Source organism: Flavobacterium fryxellicola (assembly GCF_900143245.1).
GTDB classification, from domain to species: domain Bacteria; phylum Bacteroidota; class Bacteroidia; order Flavobacteriales; family Flavobacteriaceae; genus Flavobacterium; species Flavobacterium fryxellicola.
Genome location: NZ_FRDK01000004.1, coordinates 128,479 through 149,885, shown reverse-complemented (window position 1 = coordinate 149,885; position 21,407 = coordinate 128,479). Strand labels below are relative to the sequence as shown.

The window sequence follows — 21,407 nt, the reverse complement described above, 5'->3', positions numbered from 1 at the left end:
GATTCTGCTGTATTTGGCGTATCCTATTTTTATTTTAAAATTTTAAATCTAAGGACAGATGAAGAAAATTCAATTCCTCTACAGCATCTTATTTTTATCTATCATTATGGGAGGAAAAGCACAGGCGCAGGACTGGCCGAATTTAAACAAATATCAAGTTGAGAATGCGCAATTGAAACCAGTAGTGCCCGGAGAAAAGAGAATTGTGCTGATGGGCGATTCCATAACAGAGTTTTGGAGCACAACGGATTCTGAATATTTTATAGGAAAACCGTACCTTAATCGCGGTATTAGTGGTCAAACTACTCCACAAATGCTACTCCGTTTTAGAGCAGATGTGATTGATTTAAAACCCAGCGCGGTAGTTATTTTAGCAGGAATAAATGACATTGCTGGCAATACGGGTCCAGCAACATTACAAATGATAGCAAATAATATTTTCTCAATGGTTGACTTGGCACATGCAAACCACATTAAAGTGATTTTATGCTCCGTTCTACCTGCTTATGACTTCCCTTGGAAACCCAATCAAAATCCAGCTCAAAAAGTGGTGGATCTCAATAAAATGATAAAAAATTATGCTGACGCCAAAGGCATTTTGTATCTTGATTACTTTTCGGCCATGAGAGATGAACGCGATGGACTAAAAAGTGCTTATTCAGCCGATGGTGTACACCCTAACAAATTGGGGTATCAAATTATGGCGCCACTCGCGGATAAAGCGATTTCTCAAGTAGTAGCAATAGAATAAGCAGCACAAAGAATCGCATAAAAACGGTTAATACCTGCAAAAACAAAAGGCTCGATTTAATTTCGAGCCTTTTGTTTTTAGAATTTTTTATTTGTTTATGCTAAAGTAGCCGTACTAGAAATTGCGGCATTCAATACCTTAGAAATAGGACAATTTTTTTCTGCCTTAGTCACTAATTGTTGAAAAGCATCTTCTTCTATTCCGTTTACCTTTGCTGTAACCGTTAGTTGTGATGTCAAAATGGTTCCATCCACCAAATCAATGTCGCATTTGGTTTCGATACTTTCAATTTCAAAACCAGCTTCTGTAATATAAGCTGAAAGTTGCATCGTAAAGCAACCTGAATGTGCCGCCGCAATAAGTTCTTCAGGGTTTGTCCCTACTCCTTCTTCAAAACGGGACTTGAATGAATATTGCGTATCGCTTAATGTCGTACTTTGTGTCGTCAATTTTCCGGCTCCTTCTTTGAGTGAACCATTCCAGACTGCGGTTGCATTTCTTTTCATACTTTTAAATTTTCTGTTTTCTCAAATTTAGTTCATTTCTTAAAAAATAGTCTAAACTACATCATTTTTTAACGAAAGTTTAAAATTCACATTAAACCAAAAGTGTACCCAAACTGCTTTGTCAATCAAGAAAACTTCTTTGATACCTACTTATAATTCTAACGAAAAATAATTCTATATGTGCTATTTTTCGTATTGATTTGATTATGTTTGTGGCACGAGAAATAAACATTGGTTAAATGAAACCACTTCCCAATACATCACAGTAAATTTTTTTCTACAACATTAAAAATTAAATTACACCGCTATTCCTATGCTGGAAACAATCAAAGAAAACTACTTCGATTTAATGGCCTTTTTAAAAAATCCTAAAGACGAGGCAGGACCAAAACGTACCATAGTTCAAAAAGTTAAAACGCTTCTTTCCTTTCTGCTAATTGAAATTCCTATTATGGCAGTTTTGATTCTTTTGATTAGTGGTCTTGAAGAACTGGGATTAGTGGATACTGAAAACCACGCATTGGAAAATTTGATCAAGTCAGTATCAATTCCGGTACTCTTTCTTTTACTAGTTATCGTAATACCTTTTTTCGAAGAGCTACTCTTTCGCCTGTATTTACGTTACAAAGACAATTACGCATTGCATTTTATCGTTTCAGTAGCTTCACTTACAGGAAAACGAAATCAACAAAAAGTAGCAACATTCCTAAGTTCAGTCTGGACTAAAAGATACAAATTCATATTTTATTTTTCTGCTGTGGTCTTTGGAATGGTTCACCTTACAAATTTTGAATTCTCCTACACCATTTTACTTCTATCGCCACTTTTAGTAGCGCCTCAAATAATATTGGGTCTCATTATTGGCTACCTGCGGGTTCGTGATGGATTTATTACAGGTTTTTTAATGCACGGGCTTCACAATGCTTTATTTGTTGGTATAGGAATACTATCCATATCAAACCATTCCGAAAAACTAAACTTTGAAACCCCTGCGTATTACATCAAGATCGAAGAAACTGACGATATACGCCTTCAAAGTACGCAACAAAATTATCCGGATAGCCTAGTTTACAGAAACGTTAGTCTAAAAACAATTCTGTCCCAATTATTGACTACAAATGAAATTTTGTTACAAACCAATAATGAAGATCAGCTTGAACAAACTTTGAACGTATATTTCAAAAACAAATCGGAAGACAGCTCTCAAACAAAAAGTATTGCATTAAATCAACTAGCAAAAACCTATGATTTCAAAATTAAAAAGACCCGTCAACAAATGGAAGTTTGGGATTTAAAAGTTATAAACCAAACCCTATTATCGAAATACAAATCCACCAATAACTCGTATGGCAACATGGTGACTATAAACCCAGAGGAAATTATTATCAAAAAATCCACTATTATAGCGCTGGTTAATGCTTTAAGCAAAGAGAACAAGCGAATGACTTTCGACAAAACTAACCTCAAAGACACTTATAATTTCACACTTCAAACGACCAATTTTGAAAGTATAAGCAAACAATTACAAGAAAAATATGGCCTTTCGTTAATCAAACGAAGAATGGAATTAGAACAGACCACAATTCTATTTCAAAAAAAAGAATAAATCAAAACCGACTTTATATTTGTTTCCGTAAAGAATAAAAAATTACAATGGTGAGATTCAGCATGCTATTTCTTTCGCTTGGCCTTTCTACTATTTATATTTAAAAACACAGAAACTTTAGCGCCCTAGTTGAAATCCTTACTTTTTAACAATAGATTTTCATTGTAGTTCTGTCCCTTTTTTTTTCAAAAATAGAATCGAATTCCTGTTGAAGCTTCTTTGTCTTTTCATAATCGACTGCTATTTGTAAACTTACTAAACCCTTCCTTTTTATAATTGGAATCACAACCTATTTCCCAACTTCAAAATAATAAGAACGATAGTAGGAATCGAAATAACCTAAATTTGAATTGTCCTAACCGTAAATAATACTATACTTAGTTAAGAAAACACGTTTGTAAAAATTTCCATATACGATTAACACATTGTGTACTGTTAAGAAAAAGCCAATCCTAAGGATCTGGCCTTGTCTTCACTTGCGAATGTTACCTTTGTAGGAAACAAAGTAAAATAATGATTGTACTAGCCGAAAAATACCCTACCATAAATCTAGATCCTACCTGGTTGACTGATTTTTTTAACATAGATCCTCGAATAGCCTATTACATCAATCTCCCGATACTGCTTTTTTGCTTGTTCCTTATTGGTATTGTGTCTTGGCTGATTACCAAAAAATTAATTGTTAACGCAATACATAAGCTATTTTTAAAAACTAAGATGACGTGGGACGACCTCTTAATTGAGAAAAAAATATTTGACAAACTCGCATATATTATTCCAGCAGTTCTTGTCATTTTCACCGTGCCTTCCATTTTGGTCGAATATCCAAAAATTTCGAGTTATATTGTTACTTTGTCGATGATCGTAATTCTGTTGGTCATTATTTGGACCATCATTGCCTTACTGGCTGTATTTGATGTCATCCTGTCCAAATCTCTTATTTTTAAAGACAAACCTATTACGAGTTACATACAAGTGCTAAATATCGTCGTTTATTTCGTAGGTGGAATTCTTATTTTGTCGTTACTTTTAGGAAAGAGTCCATTTTACTTTTTGGGTGCTATGGGAGCCATGACCGCTATATTGTTATTAATTTTCAAAGACACTATTTTAGGTTTTGTAGCGAGTATTCAAATGTCTGTTTATGATATGGTACGCGTGGGCGATTGGATTGCGATGCCAAAATATGATGCTGATGGAGACGTCATGTCCATCAACTTAAGTACGGTTAAGGTTCAAAACTGGGACAAAACAATTACTACAATTCCAACCTATGCTTTCATCACTGACTCTTTTAAAAACTGGCGCGGAATGAGTAATTCAGGAGGACGAAGAATCAAAAGAGCCATCTATCTTAAGGTAAGTAGCTTTTGTTTTTGTGATAATCAAATGCTAGAACAATTTAAAAAATATACGCTTATAAGAGACTACATCCTTCAAAAAGAAATAGAAATCAAGAAATCCAATTCATCGTTAATTGATAATGAATCTAATCCGGTAAACATGATAAGCCTTACTAATATTGGTGTTTTTAGAGTTTACGCCGAAAATTATCTTCTTTCGAACCCGAAAATCAATACGGAGATGACGACTATGGTTCGGCAATTAGATCCAACTTCAAAAGGGATGCCCTTAGAAATCTATTGTTTTAGTTATGAAAAAGAATGGGAAAAACATGAGGTCATTAAATCGGATATTTTTGACCATTTGCTCACCATAACCTCTCAATTTCAACTAGAAGTTTTTGAAGAACCGACGGGAAGAGATTTTAGAAATATAGGACGTGTTCCCAATCAAAAAGCAAGCGTTGCTAGCGTGTATTCGCAATACTAATGGCTGTTGAAATACAGTGATACGCACTCCTTTTTTAGCTTTTTCTATTGCTAAATTCCTACTCCTATACTGCTTCAATGCAGAAACAAAACTCTAGAGTAAACTTAGGTCGTACTACAGCTTCAGTCCTTTTATTTTTGCGTTGATTTATCTGAATTGCTTAGTCAACCTGACAAACGGCGTGTTTTCTACTAATGCAATAGAAAAAGAGGTGTTGATAAGGCCCTAAAATTAAAATTATCCTAAGGTGGGAGCGCTAGAAAGCTCCTTTTGTTGCCGCTTTTAAGATAAAGGGAAGCGGAATTGTAGCGAAAAGCAGGATGAGGGACAAAATAAAAGGAGACTTTTTGAAAATATTTACAAAATTGAATTTATAAAACCATTCAAACGCTTATTTTTGCGCTATGGCTAAGAAAAATACAGACAAAGTTGTCTTTCATCAAATAAAAGTCCTTGATGCTGGTGCAAAAGGCGTATCGGTAGCAAAAGCTCCCGATGGTAAAGTAGTTTTTATCCCTAATGTAGTACCTGGCGATGTAGTTGACGTGCAAACGTTCAAGAAACGTAAGGCGTATTACGAAGGAAAAGCAGTTCATTTTCATGAATATTCGGAACATAGAATAGAACCTATCTGTGAACATTTTGGTGTTTGTGGTGGTTGTAAATGGCAGAATATGAAATACAGTCAACAGCTGTATTACAAACAAAACGAAGTGCTAAACCACTTGCAACGCATTGGAAAAGTAGAACTTCCTGAATTTGAACCCATTTTAGGATCGGAGAAACAATTTTTTTATAGAAACAAAATGGAGTTTTCGTTTTCAAACAGCCGTTGGCTGACCGAAAAAGAAATTGACAGCACCGAAGATTTAGGAAACAGAAACGCATTAGGATTTCATATTCCAAAAATGTGGGATAAAATCTTGGACATTAACAAATGTCATTTACAGGAAGATCCATCAAACGCCATTCGCAATGAAGTACGGGATTTTGCTAATGCAAATGGACTGACCTTCTTTAACCCAAGAGACCATTCTGGTTTGCTGAGAACCTTGATGTTGCGCACCGCTTCCACTGGAGAGATTATGGTTTTGATTCAGTTTTTTGAAAATGACAAAGCCAACAGAGAATTAATTTTGGATCATTTGTATGAGAAGTTTCCACAAATTACTTCTTTACAATATGTAATCAACAGTAAAGCAAATGACACTTTATATGATACCGACATCAAATTGTACAAAGGAAGAGATTACATCTTAGAAGAAATGGAAGGACTAAAGTTTAGCATTAATGCTAAATCATTTTATCAAACCAACTCGGATCAGGCGTATGAATTGTACAAAATAACAAGAGATTTTGCTGGATTGACGGGTAATGAAATTGTTTATGATTTGTACACTGGAACAGGCACGATTGCGCAGTTTGTTTCTAAAAAAGCTAAAAAAGTAATTGGCGTGGAGAGTGTTCCTGAAGCCATTAAAGATGCTAAATTAAACGCGGAACGCAACGAAATTACAAATTGCGAGTTCTTTGTAGGGGATATGAAAGTAGTGTTTAATGATAGCTTCATTGCGCAACATGGACATCCAGATGTGATTATCACCGATCCACCCAGAGACGGAATGCACAAGGATGTAATTGAACAAATTATGAAAATTGCTCCTGAAAAAGTGGTTTACGTAAGTTGCAACTCGGCTACACAAGCCCGCGATTTGGCTTTGATGGACGAGAAATACAAAGTAACGCGCGTGCGTCCTGTGGATATGTTTCCGCAAACACATCATGTGGAAAACGTAGTCCTTTTGGAAAGAAGAAAATAGTTAGCAGTGTTCAGTAGCAGTATTCAGTGCTATTAAACTGAGGACTGAACACGGAACACTGACAACTGAACAAATATTTTATGAAAAAAATAATTTTATTAGTAGTGGCATTAGCGCTATCCTTCTCCGGTTGTGAGAAAGATGACATTTGTGATTCAAATACGCCCACAACCCCTCGGTTAGTGATTGGTTTCTATGACTTTTTGAATCCTTCGGTTTTAAAAAACGTATCCAATCTAAAAGTGATAGGCGAAGGGATGACTACTGGAATTCTTTTTAATGGAGCAGAGACAACTAGTGGAACTACTATTTCGATTCCGTTAAAAACAGTAGGAACGACTACTACTTATAGTTTCACGCTAAATTCTGGCAATACAAATCCAGCTTTAGTTGATCAGGATATTATTCGATTTGACTACAGTACTCAGGAACTCTTTGTTTCTAGAGCTTGTGGCTACAAAACTATTTTCACATTCGACCCAACAAATCCATACACGCATACAGATGCAACGGCTGCGAATCAAAAGTGGATTAAATTTATATCGGTAGAAAAAAATAACATAGAAAACGAAAATGAAACACACATTAAGATCTTTTTTTAGTTTTTTTCTCTTCCTCTGCTTTACTTGGGTGCAAGCGCAAGAAACGACGCCAAAAGGCGAATCGGTGAAACAGACTACAGTTGTTAAAAGAGTTGCAGTGACTCCTAAAACAGATCAGAAAATTCCTGATGCGCCACTTCCATTAGTAGCAATTGACCCTACACTAAAAAAGAGCGATTCGATTCCGTTAAAAACAGATCGCTATGGCCTGCGTGTGGGCGTGGATCTCTATAAAGTAACCCGCGGTTTATATGACAGGAATTACAAAGGAATTGAATTCGTAGGGGACTATAGATTGACAAAAAAATACTTTTTGGCCGCCGAGCTAGGTAACGAAAACAAAACGACAGACGATGATCGCGTTAATTTCACTACCAAAGGTTCGTATTTAAAAGTTGGTTTTGATTACAATGCCTATGAAAACTGGCTCGATATGGAAAACATTATTTCTATTGGGATGCGATACGGTTTCAGTACTTTTAATCAGCAATTAAACAGTTACAGAATTTATAATGCAAACCCTTATTTTGCAGAAACTCCAATAATTCCATCTGGTAAAAAGTTTGATGGATTATCCGCGAGTTGGCTTGAAGTGGTGGCTGGAATAAAAGCCAAAGTATTTGACAATGTATTTGTGGGTTTCAGCCTTCGATTGAACCGATTGGTAACCAATAAAGAACCAGATAATTTTTCTAACTTATACATTCCTGGATTTAATAGAACCTATGATGGAAGCTTTGGAGTAGGATTCAATTACACCGTTACTTATTTCGTCCCTATTTATAAGAAGAAAGTAAAACCAATCGCTGTTCCAAAACAAAACGACAAAAAATAACCGCTAATTCGCTACTTATTTTTGTAAAAATTAGTGAATTAGCGGTCAATATTTTAAAATAATACCTTTCAGCTTTGTGGCTCCTGCCTTATCCTACTTCTTTAATTCCTTTCATGAAAATCCATTTCATGTATAATTTCTCTCCCTCTTTGGTTTTTACTGCTTGGAATTTTGGTGACAATAGTGTGCCAATAACAAAAGCAGTTAACGGAATCCAAAATCCAATTAAATTAGTGTATTGCTCCACTGCAAATCTAGCGGAGATAAATAATATCGCAAAACATCCTAATTGATAGATGAAGGCTCGTATTTGTAATTTGGTCATTTAATTAAATCTTAAAGTTATAAAATCAAAGGGCGAAAGTAAAAAATTGAATCCTGCTTATTCAGCACTATCATTTGTTACTTCACTCGAGCCCTCAGGGCGAACAGGCGAAGCAAACTTTGTCCTCTTACTTCCTGCGTACATTTCGTATTTCACTAATCTAGCCTCTAAACCAGCATTGAAAAGTTTAATTTTTCTTGAAGGTTTAAGCCCTACATATTTCAGCGCTTCTAGGTTTGCTGTAATCATCCAGGCATTAGTTCCTGGATAATTTTTCTTCAAGGTATCACCAATATTTTTATAAAATTCTTCCATGTGAATATCCAATCGCTCATCATAAGGTGGGTTAAAAACAACATGTAATTTCCCTTCAGAGGATTTTTCAGTATCGAAAAAGTTTTTTTCTTCGATTGAAATATAGTCGTCAAGATTGGCGTTTTTGATATTGTCTTTCGCTTTTTGAACCGCACTTGGCGCTTTATCGTATCCTTTTATGGTATAATGAAATTCACGAACCCGTTTCAATAAACTATCAGAAATACTGTCAAATAAGTCATTGTCCCAATCATTCCATTTTTCGAAAGCAAATTCCTTACGGTTGATGTTTGCCGGAATATTGCAGGCAATCATTGCTGCTTCAGCTAGAAAAGTTCCCGAACCGCACATTGGATCTAAGAAATCGCCTTGACCATCCCAACCTGAAAGTAAAAGAATTCCCGCAGCCAAAACTTCGTTTATTGGTGCAATATTGGTAGCCGTTCTGTACCCACGTTGGTTCAACGCATTTCCAGAGGTGTCCAATGCAACAGAAACTTGATCTTTATCGATATGAATATTGATTCTCAAATCAGGGTGTACTTTATCAATGCTTGGACGTTGACCCGTTCTTTCTCGAAACTGATCGACAATGGCATCTTTACATTTCTGGGAAACAAATTCCGAGTGATTAAAATATTCGGAGTGCACTGTGGTATCAATCACAAAAGTCTGATTAGCACCAATCAATTTGGACCAGTTCACTCCTGAAATGCCCTTGTATAATGCCTGCTCATTGTTAGCCTTAAAAAAATAAATAGGCTTTAAGATTTTCAAAGCCGTACGCAGCGCTAAATTCGCTTTGTACATAAAACCTTTGTCTCCTTTAAAACTTACCATTCTCACCCCTTGCTCCACGTTTTGTGCGCCCAGCATCTGTAACTCTTTTGCTAATATCTCCTCAAAACCAAAAAAGGTTTTGGCAACCATCTTATAATTATTTTCCATTTTTCTTTATAAATTCCAAAAAGTAAATTCCAATTAAACCCCCATTCTAACGCAACAATATTGTGCCTCTTTTTTATATTCTTGCAATCAAATTTTCCCCAATTCGCACCAGAGATACCGTACCTTTAAACAAAAAATTATTTTATTTTTAGGAGAAAACATCGGTAAGCGAAAAAAAAATCTAAAAAATCCTCTTCTATTACGATTTTCTATGTTTCTATGTGGTAAAAAATATATCCTACCGTCACAACATTTGAATCGCTGTGAAATAGTTATTTTCTGCAAAAATACACTAAATTTGCCTGAATCGAATTAATTGAAAAAGAATAAATGTCTGAAGCTGAAAAACCGTCTACCAAAAACGAACTAAATTCAACCGAAAAGTGGTACTCTTCTTGGTTTGACACTCCTTATTATCATATTTTATACAAAGACCGCAATTACAGAGAAGCTCAAATTTTTATGGATAATCTCACGCATTATCTAAACCTTCCTGAAAAAGCAAAAGTACTGGATTTAGCCTGTGGCAAAGGCCGTCATTCTATTTATTTGAACCAGCTGGGCTTTGACGTTCTTGGTGCTGATTTATCGGAGAACAGTATTGCCGAAGCTAGCATAAACACGAATGAAACACTACATTTCAAAGTGCATGATATGCGAGAAACTTTTGAAGAGAAATACGATGCCATATTTAATTTATTTACGAGTTTTGGTTATTTCGAAAATGATGAAGACAATCTCATCACCCTCAAAGCCATCAAGGAAAGCCTTTCGGAATATGGATTTGCGGTGATTGATTTTATGAATGTCGCTCAAGTACTGGAAACTCTAGTTCCTGAAGAAACGAAAACTGTTGATGGAATCGAATTTCACATGACGCGCTATCTAAAAGACGGCCACATTTACAAAGACATTAATTTTGAAGACAAAGGCGAACAATTCCACTTTACCGAGAAAGTAAAAGCCTTAACACTTAAAGATTTTGAGGAATTAATGGAGGAAGCCGGAATTTATTTATTGGATATTTTTGGTGATTATAAATTGAAGAAATTCCATAAAACAGAAAGTGAACGACTGATTATGATTTTCAAATAGGTAGCAGGATAATCGAGAAAAGGGTTACTTATTTACAAGGCTAATCGAGAAAAAGGTTAAAAAGTTAAAGAAGTAATCAATTACACAACTAAACACTTTAACAGTTGAATAGCTAAACGATTAAACAACAATACACATCAATGGTTAAGCAAAAAATATGAATTACCTTTTACCCTTACTTTCCGTGCTTATAGGATACAGTATTGCATTGGTTTTAAAGCCAAAAAACAAGACCAACCTAAAACTACTATTAGCCTTTAGCGGTTCGTTTTTACTTTCCTTAACCGTAATGCACTTATTGCCGGAAATTTATGAAAGCGCTACGCCCTCCATCGGCCTCTTTATTATGTTGGGCATCTTATTCCAAATCATATTAGAATTTTTTTCCAAAGGAGCAGAGCATGGACACGTTCACGGGCATGCAATAATGACTCAAATCCCGTGGCTGCTATTCATCAGCCTTTGTATTCACGCCTTCTTAGAAGGATTTCCACTCAGTCACCACAATGATTTAGCCATAGGAATAGCAATCCATCATTTACCAATAGCCATAATTCTGACTACTTTTTTTATCAACTCAAGCCTCAATAAAAAAGCAATCTTTTTCTTCATGGTTACGTTTGCCATAATGACCCCGCTAGGAACTATGTTATCAGATTATTTACCCATTTTAAACGTTTATTATACTGAAATAACGGCCGTTGTCATTGGAATATTATTTCATATTTCGTCCACCATAATTTTTGAAAGCAGCGAAGGACACAAATTCAATATCGCGAAAGTTTCGATGATTGTGATAGGAATTGCGTTGGCGTATTTTTTATGATTTTATAAAGTTAAGAAACAGAAATAAAGAGATTTCTGTTTCCCAGCTTTCAATTTTCTAATTTCCTCCAGTCCTTTTATTCTCCTCCATATTTCCAAAATCACGCTGTTTTACATTGATTTTTTTGTTTCCAAAATTATAAACCATTGATACACGTACAAATCGATTACTTTCTTTCTGATCATATACCTGTTTTACACCGTTTATAACTGAAGTAAATTTTTTTAAATAAGAGGTATTAAAAATATCATTTGCCAAAAATGCAATCTGCAAGGTTTTATTAAAGAAATCCTGTTTGAAACCAATATCTAAACTTGAGGTATATCCTACTTCATATAAACCTCCTTTAAAAGGTGTGGTATACGTAAAATCGATCTGTAATTTTGCCATTTTACCTAATATAAACGTATTATTTGTCGAAAAATCAATTTGTAAACTGTTTGATGGTGTAGCATTGATAGCTTTAATAAATGCTGTTTTTGCACCTAAAAGGTACAATGAATTTTCACTAGACCACCAATCTGCAAAACTTGCCGAGTAACTTTCCCCTATTCCATAATTTAAGTTTTTAAAATAATTCTCACGGGTTACAATCTGGGTATTGGTCTCCGGGTTTGAAGTAAACAAAACTCCATAACCGTTTTTAATTGCATTAACAAAAACACTTGTTCTCAAAATTTCTTTATACGAATGTACCAACTCAAAATTATCACTAAATGATGGACTTAAAAACGGATTTCCTTCAGAATAACTATTGCTATTGATGTAAATTCTGAACGGATTCAATAAGTCAAAACGTGGTCTGTTGATTCTTTTTCCATAATTCAAACTAAAAGTATTGTTTTCGTTTTTCTTGTATGAAGCATAAAACGTTGGAAATAATTTCAAATAATTATTTTCAGTTTCCTGATTCATTGTTTCAGAAAATCCATTTGATTGAGTGTTCTCCAATCTTAATCCCATTTGGAAATTCCATTTTTCATTGAGTTTTTTATCCGCATTTACATAAACCACCTGATTGTTTTCAGTGTATTTAAATCGGTTGGATTGGTTCAAATCTAATTCCGGAGTTCCTGTAATTGTATTGTAATAAAGTACATTACTCACACTATTTGTAAAACTCATTTTTGCACCATAAGACAAATTCAACGCTTGAAGAGGATGTTCCATATCTGCCTTAAAACTCCAATTGTCGATATCCTGATTCGAAATGTTTCTTCCCGACTGATTTATATCAACAAAAGTCATGAATGGCGTGTAATTATTAGCGACAAAATTTCTATCGAATTTTGAACTGTAATTAAAATAGTCTACATCAAAAGATAACTTTCTTTTCAAGGAATCTAGTTTGGTAATCAAATGTGCATTATAGGTTTGATTTTTTGATCCTTTATCAGTGAAGCTATTATTCAGCGTAACATTATCCAATTCATTTTGCGTGTTGTAATTCTCAATGCTAATATCCGATTTAAAATCAGGGTTATTTCTATCGTTTAAATATTGAAATCCAACAGTAGTACCTTCTGAAAGATCATAATCTAAAGCCAATTTACCGGAAAGATTTTCGGTTTTTACCTTTGTTACGCTTTTCATGTGCGAAAGTCCATCAGGAAAATACATTTTTAATTCTTCAGTAGCATTCAAATATCCTGTTTTTGCATTAATGCTGGCAGAAAATCGGAACTTGTTTTTATTGTAAAAAAAGTTATCTCTTAAAGTATAAATACTATATTTATTTTGATCGTAAGAAACAGTAGAAGTGTTTTTCCAGGAATCACGAACTCCTTTTTTCATGATAACATTAATAATTCCTCCCAATCCTTCAGCATCATATTTCGCCGGCGGATTGCTGATAATTTCAATATTTTTAATATCACTCGCGGAGATTGATTTTAAAAAATTATTTAATTCTTCTCCTGTCAATTCGATCATTCTTCCATCTATCATAACGCGTGACGCTCCTTTTCCTAAAATATTGATTGTGTTATTTTGTACCACAACTCCCGGTGCTGTATTTATTGCACTCAAAGCATCTCCACCAACAGTCGTAACATTGTTTTCAAGATTATAAACCAAACGATCCGTTTTCTGTTCGATTGTTTTCTTTTGAGATTCAATGATAACTTCACCCAAATTGGTTGTATTTTCCTTCAGAATAATTGTTCCTAAATCAGTATCATTTTCTATTGTAATCTCTTTTTCAAAATCTGTAAATCCCAAAAGACTGATTTCTATTTTATAGGTTCCTTTTTTAAGGTTAATTTCAAAAGAACCATCTTGTTTAGATGTTGTTCCATCAATAATTTTTCCTTCTGAAATAGATATAGAAACATCCGCCCATTCTAATGGAATTGTTTCATTTGTTATTTTTCCTTTTATTTTAAATGATGTTTGTGCTAAACAAAATAAAGGCAATACTAAAAAAATAAGGAGGGTTGCTTTTTTCATGATTTCTAATTTTAAAACTTGTTTCGATTAATTTGAAGCAAAGTTGCCTTAGAAATTTTCAGAATTCGACCGACAAAAAAAAGTCGAACCAATTTCTAATCAGAAAATCAGTTCGACTTTATCAGGTATGAAGTACGACTTTTTACAAACTCCTTATTACAAGGCGTTTCTGTAAGCTGTAGGCGTTAAATTTGTATATTTTTTAAAAGAGGTATTAAAAGAAGATTTAGAATTAAAACCAACTTCGTATAAAATTTCCAAAACGGTAAGCTGACTTCTAGACTGATCTTTCAAAATACCCATCGCTTTTTGAATACGATATTCATTGACTAAATCAAAAAAGTGCTGATCCATATGATGATTAATTAAAACAGATAAATCCCGAGCCGGAAAATCAATTTGATTGGCAAGCTCCTGAATGGTAAGTGATGGATCAAGAAAAGGCTCTCTCTCTACCATATATTGTTTCAATATCGAAATTTGACTGGAAATCGCATTGTTTTGAACATCTTTAAATTCCGTTTTTTCTTCGACTTTTGGTAGAATATCTTTTGCTAATTTCAATTTAGAATTAACGCCTCTAAAAAGTTCGGGATGATTGAGCGCTTTCATGATAAACCAGCATGTTATAAGCAAAGCAATAGCCCCTACAAGTACATTTGTCCAAAGGAATATCTCTCTGAAACCGCTATAACGCAATACATTTTTTAATGCCACAATAGAATGTGCGATAAGAAAAACAGTAGTTATCTGAAAAAGCCATTTATAAGTCTCAGTACTCGAATCAGCGTAATTTTCTAAATAGATTTCTCTATATTTTTTCAAAATCAAAAATACGCTGACGATATAAAATACATATTGAAATTCAATCAAAATCTGAATCAGGTATATCTCTGGCATTTGATTGAGCGTTGCAGCAAAACTATCTCTATCCATGTTTGTGCTAAGATAAATCCTTGGAATAAAAACCAAATTAACCAATAAAAAAGGAAGCAAATGCAATACGTGCTTCCACTTTAATCTAAAATCAGAATAACAGACTGCCAGTACAAAAAGATAAAATAAAGGCATTCCACACAAACAGGCTGTAGATCTAAAAATCTCGAAATTCAGTTGGGTTCGGGTTGCAGCATCAATAAAAAATCCACTAAGATCGATAGCAGAAAAAATAAAAAAACAGGAAAATAAACGATTTGCTAATTTATTTTCGGTTTTAACCGTTAATAAAAAAAACGCAAGCAATAAAGAAACAAAAACTGAGATGCTGCCAATTCCCTGCAGTAAGCTTAATCTATCCATTTATATTTTAATATATAACAAATATAGTATTTTAGTTCATCTAAAAAAGATTCAACAACCTTTCTCCATTTCGGAAATTAATAATTAAAAAAAGTAATTCAGTATATATCGAATATAAAGAAAATCGCGGATGAAAAACCTGAAACTATAAATAGAAAATTTCGAGATTGTGATAAAAAAGGTTAATTTTGGAGTTGTCCAATAATACGAAAATGACCTACACTAAAACCACCGAGCAATCCTCAAAATACGAACATTTAGAAAATATGCCGGTTGCTGACTTGCTTTCTAATATCAATCAGGAAGACAAAACCGTTCCGCTTGCGGTAGAAAAAGCATTGCCACAAATAGAAAGTTTAGTCACTGAAATCGTTTCCAAAATGAAATTGGGCGGTCGATTATTCTATATTGGTGCTGGAACTTCGGGCCGTATTGGAATCCTTGACGCATCAGAATGTCCGCCTACTTTTGGCGTTCCTTTCGATTTGGTAATTGGGATTATTGCCGGTGGCGATACTGCCATTCGCAGAGCGGTAGAAAATGCCGAAGACAACGCAACGCAAGCTTGGATTGATTTGAAGGCATTTAACATAAATGAAAATGATGTAGTGGTTGGGATTGCCGCTTCAGGAACAACACCTTATGTTATCGGTGGATTGCAAGCTTGCAATGAAAATAATATTTCTACAGGAAGTATATCTTGCAATGCTGAAAGTCCGATTTCGCAAACGGCAAAATTCCCGATTGATGTTGTTGTAGGACCTGAATTTGTAACGGGAAGTTCCCGCATGAAAGCAGGAACAGCGCAAAAACTGGTGCTCAACATGATTTCCACAGCGACAATGATTCAATTAGGCAAAGTAAAAGGCAACAAAATGGTTGACATGCAACTAAGCAACAGCAAACTAGTAGATCGTGGTGTAAAAATGATTATGGGGGAAATTCCAACTTCCTATGAAGAAGCTGGCGCACTATTGAAAAAATACGGCAGCGTGAGAAAAGCAGTGGCTAGTTTTAACAAAAAATAGCATTGTAATTTACCTTAAACCTGTTACCTTAAATTATTCTAAACTAAAATAAATGGCAACGAACAAAGAATTATTATCCAAAGGAGTTAAATATTTATCAGGTTCCGTACCGCTTCTCTTTTTAGGTCCGGCAGTGATTTATAACGCCTTTATGAACAAAGGGAATGTCTGGCATTATTTGGTTTTAGCCATTGGAATAATTGTGTGTCTTGCCGCTATGTTCCTGATGTATTTGGGATTAAAAACTATTGTAAGAAGCTTATCTGACGACTAATGGAAGACCTAATTCACATTCAAAAAACATTTGACAAAGTCATCTGGAGCGGCAAAAGAATTAACAATCGAGAATTTGAAGATTGTGTGTTCCAGAATTGCGATTTCTCCAATAGTAATTTCTCAAACAATACTTTTATGGATTGCGAGTTTATCGAGTGCAATTTAGCCATGATCGATTTAACAGGAACGAGTTTAAAAACCGTTAATTTCAAAGATTGTAAACTACTAGGAATTCATTTCAGCAGGTGTACTGATTTCTTGTTTAATGTCAATTTTCAGGACTGCGTTTTGGATTATTCCTCCTTTGCTAATAAAAAAATGCCAAAGACACAATTCAACACTTGCTCGATGAAAGAGGTCAATTTTGTTGGAACCAATCTAACGAATTCAGTTTTTGAAAATTGTAATTTAGATAACGCGGTCTTCAATGACACACAATTGGCAGGAGTTGATTTTACAGGAGCCTACAATTATAAAATTGATCCCGAGTTCAATCCCATGAAAAAAGCTAAATTTTCAAGTCAAGGAATTAGTGGTCTTTTAGACAAATATGATATTAAAATACAATAAAGAGTAAGACGATCCGTAACTAGTACCAATACTATTTTTTGCCACAGATTTCACAGATTTCGCAAATTCACACAGATTAAAGAAAAAGTGAATTAGATTTACGGGAGAGATTCTTGAAAACACTTTAAATCTGTGAAAAAAAAATAAAGTTAGTCCTCAAAGCGGACAATCATAATAAACATTGCCCAGTTGGAAGTGAAAACCCCGTAGGGATTAAATCAATTTTTTCTTAACAGAAAAGAGCGGCCAAGGAAACCCCTTTTTTGTCATTAGAAATAACCATTTTAGAGCGAGCCCCGAAGTTTCGGGATTGCAACATACAACTCGATTAGGCCCTAATAAAAATAAAAAATAATTTTAAATGAAAAAAATAGTACTATTACTTCCGCTACTATCACTACTGTCTTGCTATGACGCAGAGCGCAACTGCAAAGACTTCAAAACCGGAAAATTCAAATTTGAATATGAAGTTGATGGCATAAAGAAAACTGCAATTTTTGAACGCAATGATAGTATCGAAATTGAAACTTTTGAAGGTAAAACGGATACAGCATCAATCCGATGGGTAAACGATTGTGAATATGTGTTGCTCAAATTACATCCAAAAAACATGGCTGAAGAAAAAGCTATTGGAATGAAAATCTTGACAACCACAAAAAAAACATATACCTTTGAATTTGGTATGGTAGGTTCTGATGGGAAACAAAGAGGAACGGTTACGAAAATAGCCGATTAAGTTTTACACTTTATAAATAAAATATAATGGAAGTATTTTTAAACCCCGACGCATGGGTTGCGCTGTTGACATTGACTTTTCTTGAAATTATTTTAGGAATTGATAATATTATATTCATATCGATAGTTACCGGAAAATTACCCCCTGAGAAACGTAAAAAGGCGACGCAAATTGGTTTATTTTTAGCAATGTTCATGCGTATTGCATTACTTTTTGGAATTACGCTGCTGATTAAAATGAAGGAACCTCTTTTTAGTTTTGACTGGGGCTGGTTCAGCGGTCATTTTAATGGTCAAGCATTGATACTATTAAGTGGTGGTATTTTCCTTATTTACAAAAGCACCAATGAAATCCATGAAAAAGTAGATCACAAAGGCGAAGAAGAGAAAGGTTTAAGAACGTCAGCCGCTAAATCATTTGGAAATGTAATTTTTCAGATTTTATTGATTGACCTTATTTTCTCTGTAGACAGTATTCTTACTGCCGTTGGGATGACTAATGGATTGGAAGGTGCTTTGTATATCATGGTTACAGCAGTAGTCATTTCTGTTGGTGTGATGCTTGTGTTTGCCGTCCCTGTTGGGACATTTGTTAACAATAATCCATCCATTCAGATTTTGGGTTTGGCCTTTTTGATTTTGATTGGTTTCATGCTAATCACAGAAAGCATGCACTTATCTGAAGCGGTATTAGTGGGACAAACGGTGGGTGCTGTACCAAAAGCATATTTGTATTTTGCAATTGCTTTCTCCTTGGCTGTAGAATTCCTCAATATGAAGATGCGAAAGAAAAAGAAATAATATTCAAAAATAAAGCGCTCACTGAGCGCTTTATTTTATTCTAAACTTAAGGTTATTTGACCATCTTCGTCTAATTGAATATCGGAATCATCGGGACTAGTATTTCCTAAAACTTCCAACTCTTCTGGAATTACGGCAACTGGAATGTCATAAGGCAACGACTCCAGAAGATTTACTTGCTTTAATTTATCTGTTGTCAATTGATTCCCTAAAGCTTTAAATCCTTTTATGGCAATATAGGATTCTATGTCTACGGTCATGTTTTCTTTTTGTACCCCTTTTACTTTCGTAAAAATCAATTCGGCTACCGGACGATAATCGGTAGAAACGATTTCAAGACGGGAGCTAGGATGTTCTGTAATAAAACTTTCTTCTTTATTTTCAGTTTCTACCAAAAAGCGTTTGACGTAATAGCGCTCTTTTTCTCCATCGTAATAAATGGCTGAAATTGGTTTTTTAGGAACCCATTTTTCAAGAACAATCATATCCTCGTCAAAATGAGTGGACAACTCGGGAGTAAGTACTTTAATTTTTCCGTTTTGCGAAACAATTAAAATTTTGTCACTGGGTCTGAATTCGCCAAGCAACTCTCCTCTTCCATCTACATTTAAGCGTTGAACAGTATCGTCAAACCAAACTTTTCTGGGTAATAAAGTCGAAATCCCTTTCTCTTTTAATTCGATTTTTTTGATCGGATATTTGGTAACCAAATTCCCTTTGGAAGCTCTGCCTTTAATGGCTAAACTGGCAAAATCAATATCGAATTTCAGTTTCTTGACCGTTCCTATTTGGCGAAGTAAAATAGTAATTACTTCTGCTTCCCCATTTGGATTGCAAGAAAAATAAAGCACTTGTGAGCCAGCGGTTTCATTCGTTAAATCATACGCTTTGTCACGCGTAACTCCCGAAACATTAAAACGCTTTATGTAAGAAGGACCAGATTTTCCGTCACGATAAATCATATTATAAATCGTACGCTTGTCGCTTTTATCAAAAATAGCAATGTGAATAATATCCTTACCCACAAAGGTTTTAGCATCCACTTTAGTAATCATCATTTTTCCATCACGAAGAAAAACAATAACATCATCAATATCCGAACAATCCGTCACATATTGGTCTTTTTTCAAACTCGTACCTACGAAACCTTCCTCCTTATTTACATATAATTTAGTATTTCGCAGCACTACTTTTGTAGCTTCGATATCATCAAAAATACGGAGCTCTGTTTGGCGCTCCCGACCTTTCCCGTACTTCTCTTTCAACTTGGCGAAATAAGCAATTGCAAAGTCGATCAGATGCTCTAAATTGTGTTTGACTTGTTCGATATCACCTTCCAATGATTCGATTTTATCTTGTGCTTTATTACTATCAAATTTAGAAATACGCATAATTCGGATATCCAATAAACGCAAGATATCCTCTTCGGTAACCGCACGTTTTAAATGTTGCGTGTGTGGTTTCAATCCATCATCAACGGCTTTAATTACCGTTTCTCGGGTTGTCATCTCTTCAATGTCACGGTAGATTTTATTCTCAATAAAAATACGCTCTAAAGAAAGAAAATGCCATTGCTCCTCCAATTCACCCAACTGAATTTCCAATTCACTTTTTAGCAATTGCACGGTTCTGTGCGTTGAAATTTTCAACATTTCAGAAACGCCAATAAACAATGGTTTATTATCTTCAATTACACAACCTAATGGCGCTACAGAAGTTTCGCAAGCCGTAAAAGCAAACAAGGCATCAATGGTTTTATCAGGAGAAACACCTGGAAAAAGATGGATTAATATCTCGACATCAGCCGCGGTATTGTCCTCTATTTTCTTGATTTTGATTTTACCTTTGTCATTGGCTTTCAAAATACTGTCAATCAAAGTCGTCGTATTGGTAGAAAATGGTATTTGGGTTATTACCAATGTATTTTTATCAAGTTGCGCAATTTTAGCGCGTACCCGCACACGACCGCCACGCAAACCGTCATTATAATTCGACACGTCAGCAATCCCTTGTGTCATAAAATCGGGATAAATCGTAAACGGTTTTCCCTTTAATATTTTAATCGATGAATCTATTAATTCGTTAAAATTATGAGGTAACACTTTTGTCGAAAGACCAACAGCAATTCCTTCGGCACCGGAAGCTAGTAATAAAGGAAACTTTACTGGAAGATTGTTCGGCTCCGCACGTCGTCCATCATAGGAAACCCCCCAATCAGTAATTTTTGGAGAATACAAAACTTCCAAAGCAAATTTGGATAAACGCGCTTCGATGTAACGAGAAGCTGCTGCACCGTCACCTGTTAGTATATTTCCCCAGTTTCCTTGACAGTCAATTAGTAATTCTTTCTGACCTATTTGTACCATCGCATCACCAATACTTTGATCTCCGTGCGGATGGTATTGCATGGTGTGCCCAACAACATTGGCCACTTTATTGTAGCGACCGTCATCTAACTCTTTCAACGAGTGCATGATGCGGCGTTGTACCGGTTTAAAGCCATCCTCAATCGCAGGAACTGCACGCTCCAGAATTACATAGGAAGCATAATCTAGAAACCAGTCTTTATACATTCCGGTAACTTTGGTAATGGTATCGTTACCGTCTTCTTGATTATCGTAAAAATGCTGTCCTCCTGAAGTTACAATGTCGTCAAAACCTTGCTCGTTTGATTCATTTGAATCATTGATTTCGTCTTGCGATTCGTCTTCGTTTGGGATGATGTTATCTTCGTCTTCGTCTTTCATTTAATATCTCCTATTGAATAGTCATTCAACTTTAATTTTAT

19 protein-coding genes are annotated in these 21,407 nt (G+C 34.9%); 13 read left to right on the top strand and 6 right to left on the bottom strand.

Annotated features, from left to right (window positions below):
* Nucleotides 1-58 precede the first annotated feature (58 nt).
* Nucleotides 59-751: an SGNH/GDSL hydrolase family protein gene (locus tag BUA03_RS08495; RefSeq protein WP_066081588.1), complete on the top strand. Its 693-nt coding sequence runs from the start codon at nucleotides 59-61 to the stop codon at nucleotides 749-751.
* A 95-nt stretch (nucleotides 752-846) separates the two neighbouring features.
* Here BUA03_RS08495 and BUA03_RS08490 read toward each other — a convergent pair whose 3' ends face one another.
* Nucleotides 847-1,257 (bottom strand): OsmC family peroxiredoxin, encoded by a 411-nt coding sequence (locus BUA03_RS08490; protein WP_066081590.1) that lies wholly within the window; start codon nucleotides 1,255-1,257, stop codon nucleotides 847-849.
* A gap of 313 nt (nucleotides 1,258-1,570) precedes the next feature.
* Between BUA03_RS08490 and BUA03_RS08485 the strand changes: the two genes are divergently transcribed.
* The 5 genes from BUA03_RS08485 to BUA03_RS08465 all read left to right on the top strand — a co-directional run bounded on the left by BUA03_RS08485 (nucleotide 1,571) and on the right by BUA03_RS08465 (nucleotide 7,953).
* The gene (locus tag BUA03_RS08485; RefSeq protein ID WP_066081591.1) at nucleotides 1,571-2,863 is read left to right on the top strand and encodes a CPBP family intramembrane glutamic endopeptidase; all 1,293 of its coding nucleotides are present in this window, start codon (nucleotides 1,571-1,573) and stop codon (nucleotides 2,861-2,863) included.
* 513 nt (nucleotides 2,864-3,376) lie between these two features.
* A complete protein-coding gene (locus BUA03_RS08480; RefSeq protein WP_066081593.1) occupies nucleotides 3,377-4,696 on the top strand; it encodes a mechanosensitive ion channel family protein in 1,320 nt (439 codons plus the stop codon).
* Nucleotides 4,697-5,100: 404 nt separating this feature from the next.
* The gene (rlmD, locus tag BUA03_RS08475) at nucleotides 5,101-6,516 is read left to right on the top strand and encodes a 23S rRNA (uracil(1939)-C(5))-methyltransferase RlmD (RefSeq protein WP_066081595.1); all 1,416 of its coding nucleotides are present in this window, start codon (nucleotides 5,101-5,103) and stop codon (nucleotides 6,514-6,516) included.
* A gap of 80 nt (nucleotides 6,517-6,596) precedes the next feature.
* Nucleotides 6,597-7,118 carry a DUF6452 family protein gene (locus tag BUA03_RS08470; RefSeq protein WP_066081597.1) on the top strand — a complete coding sequence of 174 codons (522 nt, stop codon included), beginning with the start codon at nucleotides 6,597-6,599 and terminating at the stop codon, nucleotides 7,116-7,118.
* Complete coding sequence (locus tag BUA03_RS08465; protein ID WP_066081600.1) at nucleotides 7,090-7,953, top strand: DUF6048 family protein; 864 nt, start codon at nucleotides 7,090-7,092, stop codon at nucleotides 7,951-7,953. Before BUA03_RS08470 ends, BUA03_RS08465 begins: the two co-directional genes overlap by 29 nt.
* 88 nt (nucleotides 7,954-8,041) lie before the next feature.
* Here the strand turns inward: BUA03_RS08465 and BUA03_RS08460 are convergent, their stop codons facing one another.
* A complete protein-coding gene (locus tag BUA03_RS08460; RefSeq protein WP_066081602.1) occupies nucleotides 8,042-8,278 on the bottom strand; it encodes a hypothetical protein in 237 nt (78 codons plus the stop codon).
* Nucleotides 8,279-8,335: 57 nt separating this feature from the next.
* Nucleotides 8,336-9,541 carry a THUMP domain-containing class I SAM-dependent RNA methyltransferase gene (locus BUA03_RS08455; RefSeq protein WP_066081604.1) on the bottom strand — a complete coding sequence of 402 codons (1,206 nt, stop codon included), beginning with the start codon at nucleotides 9,539-9,541 and terminating at the stop codon, nucleotides 8,336-8,338.
* Between the two features lie 330 nt (nucleotides 9,542-9,871).
* Between BUA03_RS08455 and BUA03_RS08450 the strand changes: the two genes are divergently transcribed.
* Both BUA03_RS08450 and BUA03_RS08445 read left to right on the top strand, forming a co-directional pair.
* Complete coding sequence (locus BUA03_RS08450; RefSeq protein ID WP_066081607.1) at nucleotides 9,872-10,636, top strand: class I SAM-dependent methyltransferase; 765 nt, start codon at nucleotides 9,872-9,874, stop codon at nucleotides 10,634-10,636.
* Between the two features lie 157 nt (nucleotides 10,637-10,793).
* Nucleotides 10,794-11,462 (top strand): ZIP family metal transporter, encoded by a 669-nt coding sequence (locus BUA03_RS08445; protein WP_066081609.1) that lies wholly within the window; start codon nucleotides 10,794-10,796, stop codon nucleotides 11,460-11,462.
* Between the two features lie 57 nt (nucleotides 11,463-11,519).
* Here the strand turns inward: BUA03_RS08445 and BUA03_RS08440 are convergent, their stop codons facing one another.
* Both BUA03_RS08440 and BUA03_RS08435 read right to left on the bottom strand, forming a co-directional pair.
* Nucleotides 11,520-13,910 (bottom strand): TonB-dependent receptor, encoded by a 2,391-nt coding sequence (locus tag BUA03_RS08440; RefSeq protein ID WP_066081611.1) that lies wholly within the window; start codon nucleotides 13,908-13,910, stop codon nucleotides 11,520-11,522.
* A gap of 156 nt (nucleotides 13,911-14,066) precedes the next feature.
* Nucleotides 14,067-15,209 carry a helix-turn-helix domain-containing protein gene (locus BUA03_RS08435; RefSeq protein ID WP_066081614.1) on the bottom strand — a complete coding sequence of 381 codons (1,143 nt, stop codon included), beginning with the start codon at nucleotides 15,207-15,209 and terminating at the stop codon, nucleotides 14,067-14,069.
* A gap of 212 nt (nucleotides 15,210-15,421) precedes the next feature.
* Between BUA03_RS08435 and murQ the strand changes: the two genes are divergently transcribed.
* The 5 genes from murQ (at nucleotide 15,422) to BUA03_RS08410 (ending at nucleotide 18,619) form a co-directional block, all read left to right on the top strand.
* Nucleotides 15,422-16,237: an N-acetylmuramic acid 6-phosphate etherase gene (gene murQ, locus BUA03_RS08430; RefSeq protein WP_066081616.1), complete on the top strand. Its 816-nt coding sequence runs from the start codon at nucleotides 15,422-15,424 to the stop codon at nucleotides 16,235-16,237.
* A 52-nt stretch (nucleotides 16,238-16,289) separates the two neighbouring features.
* Nucleotides 16,290-16,511 carry a DUF6095 family protein gene (locus BUA03_RS08425; protein WP_066081618.1) on the top strand — a complete coding sequence of 74 codons (222 nt, stop codon included), beginning with the start codon at nucleotides 16,290-16,292 and terminating at the stop codon, nucleotides 16,509-16,511.
* Entirely contained in the window at nucleotides 16,511-17,083 is a 573-nt protein-coding gene (locus BUA03_RS08420) for a pentapeptide repeat-containing protein (RefSeq protein ID WP_066081621.1), read from the top strand. Before BUA03_RS08425 ends, BUA03_RS08420 begins: the two co-directional genes overlap by 1 nt.
* Nucleotides 17,084-17,444: 361 nt before the next feature.
* Nucleotides 17,445-17,819, top strand: a complete 375-nt coding sequence (locus tag BUA03_RS08415; RefSeq protein WP_066081623.1) for a DNA topoisomerase IV — start codon at nucleotides 17,445-17,447, stop codon at nucleotides 17,817-17,819.
* Between the two features lie 26 nt (nucleotides 17,820-17,845).
* Nucleotides 17,846-18,619 (top strand): TerC family protein, encoded by a 774-nt coding sequence (locus tag BUA03_RS08410; protein ID WP_066081625.1) that lies wholly within the window; start codon nucleotides 17,846-17,848, stop codon nucleotides 18,617-18,619.
* Between the two features lie 35 nt (nucleotides 18,620-18,654).
* Here BUA03_RS08410 and BUA03_RS08405 read toward each other — a convergent pair whose 3' ends face one another.
* Entirely contained in the window at nucleotides 18,655-21,366 is a 2,712-nt protein-coding gene (locus BUA03_RS08405) for a DNA gyrase/topoisomerase IV subunit A (protein WP_066081627.1), read from the bottom strand.
* Between the last annotated feature and the right edge of the window lie 41 nt (nucleotides 21,367-21,407).